This is a genomic window from Candidatus Burkholderia verschuerenii (genome assembly GCF_001189365.1).
GTDB classification, from domain to species: Bacteria; Pseudomonadota; Gammaproteobacteria; order Burkholderiales; family Burkholderiaceae; genus Caballeronia; species Caballeronia verschuerenii.
The window spans coordinates 1-10991 of the sequence record NZ_LFJJ01000188.1 but is presented as its reverse complement, the minus strand read 5'-3'; the positions used below and the strand labels follow the sequence as shown (position 1 = coordinate 10991).

At 63.8% G+C, this 10991-nt stretch carries 16 protein-coding genes; 10 read left to right on the top strand and 6 right to left on the bottom strand.

The features are described from left to right. The 5 genes from BVER_RS23895 to BVER_RS23875 all read right to left on the bottom strand — a co-directional run. Positions 1 to 604: H-NS histone family protein (locus BVER_RS23895; RefSeq protein WP_083452332.1), on the bottom strand; the 604-nt coding region annotated here is incomplete at its 3' end. A 101-nt stretch (positions 605 to 705) separates the two neighbouring features. Further along, positions 706 to 1500, bottom strand: coding sequence for a class I SAM-dependent methyltransferase (locus BVER_RS23890; RefSeq protein ID WP_050455395.1), 795 nt, complete (start codon positions 1498 to 1500; stop codon positions 706 to 708). 41 nt (positions 1501 to 1541) lie between these two features. Next, complete coding sequence (locus BVER_RS23885) at positions 1542 to 2321, bottom strand: ABC transporter substrate-binding protein (RefSeq protein ID WP_050455394.1); 780 nt, start codon at positions 2319 to 2321, stop codon at positions 1542 to 1544. A 122-nt stretch (positions 2322 to 2443) separates the two neighbouring features. Next, positions 2444 to 2848 (bottom strand): Hsp20/alpha crystallin family protein, encoded by a 405-nt coding sequence (locus tag BVER_RS23880; protein ID WP_050455393.1) that lies wholly within the window; start codon positions 2846 to 2848, stop codon positions 2444 to 2446. A gap of 19 nt (positions 2849 to 2867) precedes the next feature. Then, positions 2868 to 3302 carry an Hsp20/alpha crystallin family protein gene (locus BVER_RS23875; protein WP_050455392.1) on the bottom strand — a complete coding sequence of 145 codons (435 nt, stop codon included), beginning with the start codon at positions 3300 to 3302 and terminating at the stop codon, positions 2868 to 2870. Positions 3303 to 3530: 228 nt separating this feature from the next. On the opposite strand from BVER_RS23875, the gene BVER_RS23870 reads away from it, so the two are divergent. Further along, positions 3531 to 4511 carry a 2-dehydropantoate 2-reductase gene (locus tag BVER_RS23870; RefSeq protein WP_050455391.1) on the top strand — a complete coding sequence of 327 codons (981 nt, stop codon included), beginning with the start codon at positions 3531 to 3533 and terminating at the stop codon, positions 4509 to 4511. A gap of 20 nt (positions 4512 to 4531) precedes the next feature. After that, a complete protein-coding gene (locus tag BVER_RS23865) occupies positions 4532 to 4885 on the top strand; it encodes a nucleotide pyrophosphohydrolase (RefSeq protein ID WP_050455390.1) in 354 nt (117 codons plus the stop codon). Positions 4886 to 4891: 6 nt separating this feature from the next. Here the strand turns inward: BVER_RS23865 and BVER_RS23860 are convergent, their stop codons facing one another. Next, positions 4892 to 5137, bottom strand: a complete 246-nt coding sequence (locus tag BVER_RS23860; protein ID WP_083452331.1) for a DUF4148 domain-containing protein — start codon at positions 5135 to 5137, stop codon at positions 4892 to 4894. 227 nt (positions 5138 to 5364) lie between these two features. Here BVER_RS23860 and BVER_RS23855 point away from each other — a divergent pair, with 227 nt between their 5' ends. The 8 genes from BVER_RS23855 to BVER_RS23820 all read left to right on the top strand — a co-directional run bounded on the left by BVER_RS23855 (position 5365) and on the right by BVER_RS23820 (position 10980). Continuing rightward, a complete protein-coding gene (locus BVER_RS23855; RefSeq protein WP_050455388.1) occupies positions 5365 to 6405 on the top strand; it encodes a M14 family zinc carboxypeptidase in 1041 nt (346 codons plus the stop codon). Further along, complete coding sequence (locus tag BVER_RS23850; protein WP_050455387.1) at positions 6402 to 7217, top strand: alpha/beta fold hydrolase; 816 nt, start codon at positions 6402 to 6404, stop codon at positions 7215 to 7217. Before BVER_RS23855 ends, BVER_RS23850 begins: the two co-directional genes overlap by 4 nt. Before the next feature lie 37 nt (positions 7218 to 7254). Then, entirely contained in the window at positions 7255 to 7773 is a 519-nt protein-coding gene (locus BVER_RS23845; protein ID WP_050455386.1) for a cupin domain-containing protein, read from the top strand. Between the two features lie 275 nt (positions 7774 to 8048). Continuing rightward, positions 8049 to 8285 (top strand): hypothetical protein, encoded by a 237-nt coding sequence (locus tag BVER_RS23840; protein WP_050455385.1) that lies wholly within the window; start codon positions 8049 to 8051, stop codon positions 8283 to 8285. Between the two features lie 146 nt (positions 8286 to 8431). Next, complete coding sequence (nthA, locus tag BVER_RS23835; RefSeq protein WP_083452330.1) at positions 8432 to 9076, top strand: nitrile hydratase subunit alpha; 645 nt, start codon at positions 8432 to 8434, stop codon at positions 9074 to 9076. Then, entirely contained in the window at positions 9073 to 9993 is a 921-nt protein-coding gene (gene nthB, locus BVER_RS34480; protein WP_083452329.1) for a nitrile hydratase subunit beta, read from the top strand. The genes nthA and nthB overlap by 4 nt, the downstream gene beginning before the upstream one ends. Then, complete coding sequence (locus BVER_RS32820; RefSeq protein ID WP_083452328.1) at positions 9990 to 10340, top strand: DUF3293 domain-containing protein; 351 nt, start codon at positions 9990 to 9992, stop codon at positions 10338 to 10340. Before nthB ends, BVER_RS32820 begins: the two co-directional genes overlap by 4 nt. A gap of 4 nt (positions 10341 to 10344) precedes the next feature. After that, positions 10345 to 10980, top strand: coding sequence for a 4'-phosphopantetheinyl transferase family protein (locus BVER_RS23820; RefSeq protein WP_050455383.1), 636 nt, complete (start codon positions 10345 to 10347; stop codon positions 10978 to 10980). Positions 10981 to 10991 lie beyond the last annotated feature (11 nt).

Here is a 10991-nt window from a genome sequence, read left to right as displayed (position 1 = left end):
TCCGTTCGCTGGGCCTGCCGTCGGTCGGTCCAGCGCCGATCAACTGATCCGAACCGCCGTGTACGGACCCGTACGCACGGTGGTGTGGGAGGGGTCGGGCCGCGAGGCCTGCCCCTATCCCGATCGACGCGGTTTTTTTCGCCGCCGCGCCGGATGCAGCCGCGGTCTTCTTCGCCGCCGCCTTTTTCGCAGGCGCTTTCTTGGCGGCCGTCTTCTTCGCCTTCGCGACGCTCTCGTTGCCTTCCGCGTCGATCAGAAACTTGCTGCGGTCCTTTACATTGGCGATCCACGCAGGCGGACGCGCCCAGCCGCTCCATGTTTCGCCCGTCTTCGGATTGCGATACTTGGCCGGCAGCTTGCCCTTCTTGGCGAGCGTCTTCATGTTTTCGAGGCGTTCCGCAGGCGCGGGAAATGCGACGTTCGGCTTGGCGGCCGCGCGCGTCTTGCGGCGCCGATGCGAATCGATATCGGCGGTCGTGAGTCCGTGGCGTTCCATCAGCGCGCGGATATCGTCGAGCACGGCCTGAGCGCGTTGCGCGATCAGCGATTCGGTTTGCGACTGCAGCTTCTTCAGCTTGGCCTGAATCTGTTTGAGTGTCGCCATGCGCGTCTCCCTAAGTCGTGTGCTTATCGGTCGGTGAAGCAGCCTCACGCATCATCGCTCAATTGCGCGCGCGGGTCGAACGCGGAATTGAAACGGACGACTTACATCTCTCGTTTGATCTGTTGGTTTTGTTTGATGGCGACGAAGGCCGCCGTTTCATACGGCACGGTGACGACGCTCTTGCCATGCAACGCCGGTTCCGCGTCGATCAGCGCGCGCACTTCCGCGACGATGCGTTCGTGCGCCGCTTCCGGCATTGCGGCAATGAAACTCGTGGAGCGCACGCGATCGACGATCACGTTCTCCGGCGTTCCCGTATGACCGATGGAAAAGTGCGTCTCTTCCAGCGCGCCGAATCCCGCGTGCGGAAACGCGCGTCGCCATTCGCCGGTGTAATAGCGCGGACTTTCGCCCTCGTGCAGATTGACGATCGCATCGAGTTGCGCGACCCACGGCACGCGCGCGTAGCGCAGATTCCACACGAGACCAAGCTTGCCGCCCGGCTTCAGCACGCGATGGATTTCGTCGAGCGACTCGCGGCTCGCGAACCAGTGGAAGGACTGCGCGCAGACGACGGCATCGACTGAAGCATCGTCGAGCGGAATGGATTGCGCGCTGCCCGCGAGCGCCTCGACCGCAGGCAAGGTGGCGGCGAGCCTGGCGCGCATGGTGTCGACCGGTTCGATCGCGATCACGCGCGCGCCCGTCTGCACGAGACGCGGCGTGAACTTGCCGGTGCCCGCGCCGAGATCGATGACGCATGCGCCCGGCCCGAGGCCGAGCGTGTCCGTGAGCCAGCCCGCCAGTTCGGGCGGATAGTCGGGCCGTCCGCGCACATAGCTGTCGGCGTCCGATGTATAGCCTTGCGAGGCGGTCGGGTGGACATGTTGCGTCATCGCGTGCTCCTTGCTGCTCGTTGTGTTGGTCGTTGCGTTGCTTACTCGCCGTAGATGTCGAAGTCGAAATACTTCTGCTCGATGCGCTTGTAGGTGCCGTCCTTGATCATCGCGGCGATGGCGGCGTCGAGCTTCGCCTTCAGGTCGGTGTCTTCCTTGCGCAGGCCGATGGCCGTGCCCGGCCCGAAGATCGCCGGATCTTCCAGCGCGCCGCCCGCGAAATCATATGGCTTGCCGCGCGGCGTGTTCAGAAAGCCGCGCTCCGCCTGCACCGCGTTTTGCAGCGATGCATCCAGACGGCCCGACAGCAGATCCGCGTAGACCTGATCCTGATCGGCATAGGACACGACCGTCACGCCCTTGGCGCCCCAATGCGCCTTGGCGTACGTTTCCTGCATCGAACCCTGTTCGACGCCGACCGACTTGCCCGCGAGACCTTCCGCCGTCGGCTGCACCTTGGCGTCGCGCTTGGCGACGAGGCGTGTCGGCACATGGAAGAGCTTGTTCGTGAAGGCGATCTGCTTGACGCGCGCGGGTGTCATCGACATGGTGGACAGCACGCCGTCGAACTTGCGCGACTTGAGGCCGGGAATCATGCCGTCGAAGGCATTTTCGACCCACACACATTTGGCGTCGAGGCGGCGGCACAATTCGTTGCCGACGTCGATATCGAAGCCGACCAGCGAACCATCCGGCGCTTTCGATTCGAAAGGCGGATAACTCGGGTCCACGCCAAAGCGGATCGTGGACCATTCCTTCGCATGCGCGCCGATCGACACGGCCAGCATCGAACCCAACAACATCGTCAACAGCTTCTTCACGTCAGTCCCTTGCTTGTAATGTATTCAGATGGAGAGTGCTGCCCGCTGAATTATAGAGGCGCAGGACGCAAAAACGGCCGCGAATGTCGCGGCCGTCGGGCGTGTTGCAATGAAGCCGATACTCAGTGCGCGCGCACTTCCACGCGGCGCGGACGTGCTTCCTCGCGTCGCGGAATGCTCAATTTGAGCACGCCGTTCTGCAGATTCGCATCGATCTTCGTGGTGTCGAAGTCGTCGCTCACCGTGAAGACGCGAGCGAAACGCGGCGCGCGAACTTCGCGGTGATGCACGCGCACCGCCGAATCGGTCGGGACGACCGATTCGGCGTCGATAAACAGGCGCGCATCGTGCACCTTGACGTCGAGCTTGTCGCGCGGCACGCCGGGCAGATCGGCCCACAGCGTGATGCCGTTGGTGTCCTCGACGATATCGACCGCCGGGATGAGCGCGGGGCGGCGGGTGGTGTCGTCGGCCTTGCGCGTCACGTCGTCGGTGCTGCGCGGAGCGATTTGAGTGGTGTCGTTCATCGTGTTCTCTCCAGCGAATTTATTGAATGGCGATGGCGCGCGGCTTCGACGCTTCGCGCTTGCCGACGGTGATGGTCAACAGACCGTTCTCGTAACGCGCTTCGACCTTGTCGGCATCGGCGGTGCGCGGCAGTTCGATCACGCGGCGGAATGCGCCGGTGAAGCGTTCTTTTGCATAGGTACGCGACCCTTCGGCCGATGCTTCGGCGCGGCGCTCGCCGCTGATGGTCAGCGTGCCCTTGTCGACGGTTACATCGAGCGTGGCCGGATCGACGCCCGGCGCGAACGCGACGACCTGAATCGAATCGTCGGTACTGCCAATGTTCAGACGCGGGAAGGCATCGGCGCGGCTCGAACGAATGCTCGACGGCGCGGTGCCGAACAGCGACGACATCTGACGTTGCACGCGATCGAGGTCGGAAAAAAGGTCGCCGCTAAAATAAAAGTCACTCATGGTTCAGTCTCCGATAGCGCACGGCCGGGCCGGCAGCAGGAAGTTGAGACGACAGCGCGAGATGTCGCTGCCTTTGAATGCAAAGTAGGTGCGGCGGCCGAGGTTTCAATGCACGCAAAGGCTTTTTTATCGAAGTTTTTATCGGCTCGGCGGGACTTGAAAAATACGTGAGCGCCACTAGCCGGCCTTTACAATGAAGACGACAACCGAATACGTGAGGACCGGACGATGAAAGTTTGCATATACGGCGCGGGCGCGATCGGCGGCTGGATCGGCGTGAAGCTCGCGCAAGCGGGTTGCGATGTCAGCGTGGTGGCGCGCGGCGCGACGCTCGATGCGCTGAATGCCCACGGCTTGCGGCTCGTCGAAAAGGATGCGACGCATGCGGTGAAGGTTGCCGCGAGTGCGGATCCCGCCGCGCTCGGCGAGCAGGATCTGGTCGTCGTCGCCGTCAAGGCGCCCGCCACGCGCGATGTCGCCGCGCATATCGCGCCGCTGCTGAACGCGCAAACAACCGTGCTCACCGCGATGAACGGCGTGCCCTGGTGGTTCTGCGACGGCCTCGGCGAATCGTTCGCGGGCAAGCGGTTGGAGTCGGTCGATCCGGACGGCAGCATCGCCGCCGCGATTCCGACGGCGCAAACCGTCGGCTGCGTCGTGCACGCGAGCTGCTATACGGAAGCGCCGGGCGTCGTGCGGCATCATCAGGGCATGGGCCTCATTCTCGGCGAAGCGAACGGCCAGCCCGGTCCGCGCGCGCAAGATCTCGTGTCGATGTTCGCCAAGGCGGGCTTCGACGCGACGCTCGCGCCGCAGATTCAGCGCGCAGTGTGGTTCAAGCTGTGGGGCAACATGACGATGAACCCGATCAGCGCGATCACCGGCGCGACGACCGATCGCATCCTCTCCGACGATCTCGTGCGCGGATTCGTGACGCACATCATGCTGGAGGCGAAGGAGATCGGCACGCGCTTCGGCATCGCGATCGATCAGGCGCCCGAGGATCGCCACGCCGTCACGCTCAAGCTCGGCGCGATGAAAACCTCCATGCTGCAGGATGTCGAAGCGGGCAAGTCGATCGAACTCGATGCGCTGGTCGCCTCCGTGCGCGAACTCGGCGCGATGACCGGCGTGCCCACGCCCTTCACCGATGCATTGCTCGGCCTCACGCGTTTGCGCGCGCGCACGCTCGGCTTGTATCCCGCATGACGAGACAGTAGAGGAGACACATGGCGCAACTGGACGAACTGCGCGAGATGCTGCGCGACTTCACGCGCGAGCGCGACTGGAGCCGCTTTCATACGCCGAAGAATCTCGCGGCCGCGTTGAGCGTGGAGGCGAGCGAGTTGCTCGAACCGTTCACGTGGCTGGCGAGCGGCGACAAGAGCGAACTGGACGACGCAAAGCTCACGTCGGTGCGCCACGAAATGGCCGACGTGTTCGCTTATCTGATCATGCTCGCCGACGCGCTCGACGCGGACCTGCATCGAGCGCTGATCGAAAAGATGGCGCTCAATCGCGCGAAATATCCCGCCGACAAAGTGCGTGGCGACGCGCGCAAATATTCCGAGTACGGTGAGTAAAGCGACTTATTGCGTGCGCTTCGGCGCCTGCGCATCGCGTTGCTGCGCGATGATGCGGCTTGCGCGGATCGCGTTGTCGGGATAACCGAGCCAGTCGTTTGGATCGTAACCGGCCGCGTACCAGACGAGAAACTCTTGTCGGACCTGCGCGCGCGTTTTGGGCGCGTTCGGATCGGACGTGGTTTGCGCGAAGGAAGAGGCGGCGCAGCAGCAGGCCAGCGCGCCCAGCAAGATGCTGATTCGGGATGTCATGACGATAGCCTCATACCGTGTGGTAACGGTGATTTCATTCTAGGTGACGCCGCGAAAGCCTGCAGGAACGGGGCGCGCGAGGCATCGTGCGATCGTCAATCGACGGATGAAATGCGCCGGAAAACGGTACGATCGGCACGCGCATTGCATATTGTTGTCAGACAATCGGACCTATACTCGGCGTTTTCGGGCGACCCACAACAAATGGATACCACAGGCCGCATCTCATGAGCACCTTGCGCGTTGCCAGCGAGACCTTTCCCGAGATGGACGAATTGAAGGCGATCCTCGTCGCGGGCGGTACGTGGTTCGAGCGGCGCACGATCTGTGAAGTGCAGGCCGACCGGCATTCGTTTCCGATTCTCACGGCGTCGATCGGCTCGACGGATCGCAACGCGCCTGCGGTCGGTTTCTTCGGCGGCGTGCATGGGCTCGAGTGCATCGGCACGCAACTCGTGCTCGAATATAAATATATGCGCGCGCTGCTGCGTCGCCTCGAATGGGACGAACTGTTGCGCGATCAGTTGCGCACCATCCGGCTCGTGTTCATGCCGATCGTCAATCACGGCGGCATGGCCGCGCGCCGGCGCTCGAATCCCAACGGCGTCGATCTGATGCGCAACGCGCCGCAAAGCGCCGAGGGCCGCGTGCCGTTTCTCGCGGGCGGTCAGCGCATCGGGCCTTGGCTGCCGTGGTATCGCGGCGCGAGCGGTGCGAACATGGAAGCGGAGAGCGCGGCGCTGTTGTCCGTGGTCGATGAGGAGTTGATGTCGCGTCCGTTGAGCTTCGCGCTGGACTGTCATTCGGGCTTTGGCTGGAACGACAGCATCTGGTTTCCGTATGCGCGCACGGAGCGCGAAATGGCGCATCTGCCGGAAATGTTTCTGCTCAAGACGATGTTCGAGGAGTCGTATCCGCATCACGGTTACGCGTTCGAGCCGCAGAGCCATCAGTATTTGCTGCACGGCGATCTGTGGGACTGCGCGTACGATCGCACCCGCGCGCCCAATATTTTTCTGCCGATGACGCTCGAACTCGGCTCCTGGCGCTGGATCCGCAAAAACCCCATGCAATTGTTCTCGCGCCTCGGCATTTTCAATCCGATCAAGGCGCATCGCACGCGGCGCGTGTTGCGGCGTCATCCGAGCTTCTTCGACTTTTTGACGCGGGCGGCGTTTTCGTCGTGCCGCTGGCTGCCCGACGGCGAATTCCGCGAGCAGGTCATGCGCCGCGCCCGCGACCACTGGAAACCCGCCGACGCGACATGAGCGACTGGATATTACTGCGCGGCCTCACGCGCGAGTCCCGCCACTGGGACCATTTCGAAACCTCGATGCGCGCGCATGGTTTGCTCGCCGACGACGAGCACGTCGTGTTCATCGATCTGCCGGGTAACGGCGCGGAACACGAACTCGTCACGCCCGCGACAGTCGAGGCGATGACGGCCTTCGTACGCGACCGCGTCGCCGAACTGAACGTGAGCAAGCCATGCCGCGTGCTGGCAATGTCGCTCGGCGCGATGGTCGCGTGCGCGTGGATACAGCACGTCACGGAGGAAATCGAGCGGCTGGTGCTGATTAACACCAGCATGCGGCCGTTCGCGGGCGTGCACGAACGGCTGCGGCCGTCGGCATGGCCGATGCTCGCGCGTATCGCACGCGCCTGGACGCAGCCCGAGCCATGCGAGCAAATGATCCACACCTTGACCTGTAATCGAACTGACACATTCGATGCCGATGTCGCGCAATGGGCGGCATGGCGGCGTCAGCGCGGCGCGAGCGCGCGCAATGCGCTGCGCCAGCTTTACGCCGCCGCGCGCTTTCGCGCGATAAAGTTCCCGCCGTTCCATCCGACGCTGTTGTTGTCGTCCGCGCAGGACAAGCTGGTCGATTCCGCCTGCTCCACGCGCATCGCGAAGCAATGGGGCGTCGAGCATGCGGTGCATCCGTGGGCCGGCCACGATCTGCCGCACGACGACGCCGACTGGACCTGCGCCACCATCGCGGCGTGGCTGCACGACGTCGCCGCGCAAACTGATTCCGATTTCAACGCCAGCGCCGATTCCCCGCAGCGCGCGTGACAGCGGACAACCGCACATTCCCCAATCGACGCCCGCCATGAAAACGCCCATCGTCAATCTCGATGCACTCGATCCGCAGCCGTTCCCCGCAGCCGTCGCGCCCACGGGCGATGCCGCCGAGCGTTTCGCGCCGCGCATCGCGCGAATCGGGCCGCTGCTGGGCGCGCGCAAGCTGGGCTACAGCCTGATCGTGCTCGCGCCGGGCAAGCGGGCGTTTCCGTTTCATCATCATCGCGTCAACGAGGAGATGTTCTTTGTCGTTGAAGGTGAGGGGGAAGTGCGGATCGGCGGCGAATCGCATGCGATCCGGGCGGGCGACATGATCGCCTGTCCGCCGGGCGACGCCGCGACCGCGCATCAGATCGTCAATACGAGCGCGGCGGATTTGCGCTATCTGGCCGTCAGCACGCAGCAATCGCCCGAAGTGGTCGAGTATCCGGACACCGGGCGGCACGCGGTACTGGTTTCGGACGAACCCGCGCCGGCCACGTCGATGAAAGGGTTTCGGGCGATATTCCGCGTCGACGAATCACTGGGCTACTGGGATGGCGAATAACGCCGTGTTTGACGGCGTTTATTGGCCGATGCGCTGTGTTGTCGACGGAAACGGCATCTGCGCGTGTGGTCGACGCCACGCATCGGGTAAGCCCGTGTTGCAACGCAGCATCGCATTGCGTATGCTGGACTCAGCGGGTGGCGCGGTCTTTATCTTTATATTGGCTGCGCGCATATTGATTGGTATCGACACACGAGAATCGCCCGGTAATTCAAGGGCGTTTGGGAAGGCGGCGCGGTAAGCCCGACGAACGTCGACTTGAGGGAGCCGTACACATGGACATGACCAGCACGTCGAACCCGACGCTGCACGTCTTCCATCAGGAAGGCGGGTGGCATTGGGGGATCACCGTCGAAAGGACGGCGGGCGGAATGAAGATCGTCGCTTACAGCGACGAAGGCTTCGGTTCCGAGGAAGAAGCGCGCGAGGACGGCGAATACGTCCTGCGCTCGGAAGACTGGCGCTCGCGCCAGAGTTTTAGCCGCAGCGAGCGGCGTCACGATTATTCCTGAGCGAGACGCACACGCCGTCTCGCTGTCTCTGCACGTCCTCTTTCCCTCCGCGTCGTTCCGTTCGTCCTCGTCAATTCTGCTGCGGTTTGCACGCTTTTCGTCACTCCGGTAACGTGTCGCGTGAGTCCACTCGCGTCTCTCACGCCATGAGCCACGACCATCATCACGATCACGACCACGCCGGCAGCGAACTCTCCGAGATGGATCTGCGCGTGCGCGCGCTGGAATCGCTGCTGGTCGAAAAAGGTTACGTCGATCCGCAAGCGCTCGATGTCTTTATCGAAACCTACGAGCATCGCGTCGGGCCGCGCAACGGCGCGCGCGTCGTCGCGAAGGCATGGGCCGATCCCGCTTTCCGCGACTGGCTGCTCGCCGATGCCACCGCCGCCATTGCCTCGCTCGGCTATACCGGACGTCAGGGCAAGCACATGGTCGCGCTCGAGAACACGCCGCAGGTGCACAACATGGTCGTCTGCACGCTGTGTTCGTGTTACCCGTGGTCGGTGCTCGGCTTGCCGCCGGTGTGGTACAAGTCCGCGCCGTATCGATCGCGCGCGGTGATCGATCCGCGTGGCGTGCTGAAGGACTTCGGCATCGAGTTGCCTGAAAGCGTCGAAATGCGCGTATGGGATTCGACCGCAGAAGTGCGCTATCTCGTCCTGCCGATGCGTCCGCCCGGCACCGATCATCTCGACGAAACCGCGCTCGCCGATCTCGTCACGCGCGACTCGATGATCGGCACCGGCATCGCGCTGCAACCCGCGCCATCGACTGAAGGAGCCGCATCATGAACGCAGGACACGACATGGGCGGCATGCAGGGCTTCGGTCCCGTGACGCAGGACGCCTGCGATGCACCGTGCGCGTCGCCTTTTCACGCCGAATGGGAGCGTCGCGTGCTGGCGGTCACGCTCGCGATGGGCGCAACCGGCCAATGGAACATCGACACCTCGCGCGCCGCGCGCGAGAGCCTGCCGCCAGCGCAGTATCTCGGCAGCACGTATTACGAGATCTGGTTCGAGGGCTTGAAGAAGCTGCTCGCCGCGAAAAGTCTCGCCAGCGCGGAGGAACTCGCGTCGGGCCATGCCATCGATCCGCCGAAAGCCAATGTCCGCACGATGAAGGCCGCCGATGTCGGCGCGGCCTTGCTGCGCGGATCGCCCGTCGAGCGCGAGATCGATACGCCCTCGCGCTTCGCGCCGAACGACATCGTTCGCACGAAGGTGATGAATCCGCCCACGCATACGCGTTTGCCGCGCTATTGCCGAGGCAAGCTCGGGACGATCGTCGCGATTCGCGGCGCGCATGTTTTCCCTCTTCCGTTCGACGGCGACGGTCCCGTGTTTCAGACGCCCTGGCAAGCTCAGGCCTTCGCGATGACGCTCGCGCTGCACGAACGCGGCGTCTTTACGTGGACCGAATGGGCGCATGCGCTGAGCGAAGCGATCCGCGATGCGCAAGCCGCGGGCGATCCCGATCGCGGCGATACCTATTACGCGCACTGGCTCGCCGCGCTGGAGCGCATCTGCACGGCGAAAGGCTGCACGAATGCCGATGCGCTCGCGCATCGCCGGGACGAATGGGACGAAGCCACACGCCGCACGGTCAGCCGATCCTGCTCGACGCGCATCGCACGCTGCCGACGCCGACGCTCGCGGCGTATCTCGCGGCGGTGTATCGCATCGAAGGGACGCCGGCGGTCGAGATGACAATTGGCGTCGCGAATCGGGCGGCGGCGTCGTTGATCGAAGGGCACGCGGCGACGAGCGCGGTGTTCGTCACGGCGTTCGATCCGTTCGGCGAAAAGCTCGGTGATGCGGAAAACCGGACGCGTCAGCGCGCGTTGGCCGAACGCGTCGCGCAATTGAAACTGCACGCGCTCGAAGGCGAGGGTTTCGATCCCAAAGGCGAATGGCAGGCGGAAGCGAGCCTGTTCGTCATCGGCGCGACCCGCGAAATCGCGGATACCCTGATGCGCGAATTCGAGCAGAACGCGGTCGTGTTCATCGACGATCGTGGCGTGCCGGAATTGCTGCTGCATCCGGAGTATCGCTAGCATCATGCTGTCCGGAATCGATAGTCTGCTCGGCGCGAACGTGCGATCCGTGTCGCTTCCCGCCGATACGCCCGCCGACGTCAGCGTATGGCGCGTCGAGATCGATCTTGCCGCGCCGCTGGAAATCGCGGGCGCGGGCGTGCTTCACGAAAGCGAACTCGCGCGCGCCCGCCGCTTCATGCTTCACGCGGATGCCGCGCGCTTCGCGACCGTCCGTGCCACCTTGCGCCTCTTATTGGCCGCACATCTTCACGCCGATGCCACGCGTCTCGTCATCGAAGCCGACGCCGCCGGCCGTCCCATGCTCGTCTCATCCGAAGCCGCGCCCGACTTCAACGTATCGCACTCGGGCGCGTACGGGATGATCGCGATGTCCGCTCGGCGTCGCGTGGGCGTCGATATCGAGGAAGGGCGCGCGTCATGCGTTATCGGCGGAAGCGGGCGCGTTCGCGGTCACGGCGCTCGACGCGCCACTGGGCTATGCATGCGCGCTCGCGTGGTCGCTTTGATGCAGCGCAGCGTAACTAGTCTGGCCTGCAAAATTGAATTTGCCGGAATGGACCCGACGACGCAGTCTGGTGCAGACGTAAACGCACATCTCAGCCAGGTCTGCAGCGCACGAGTAGAGGTTGAGGCATGACGTTGAGCTGA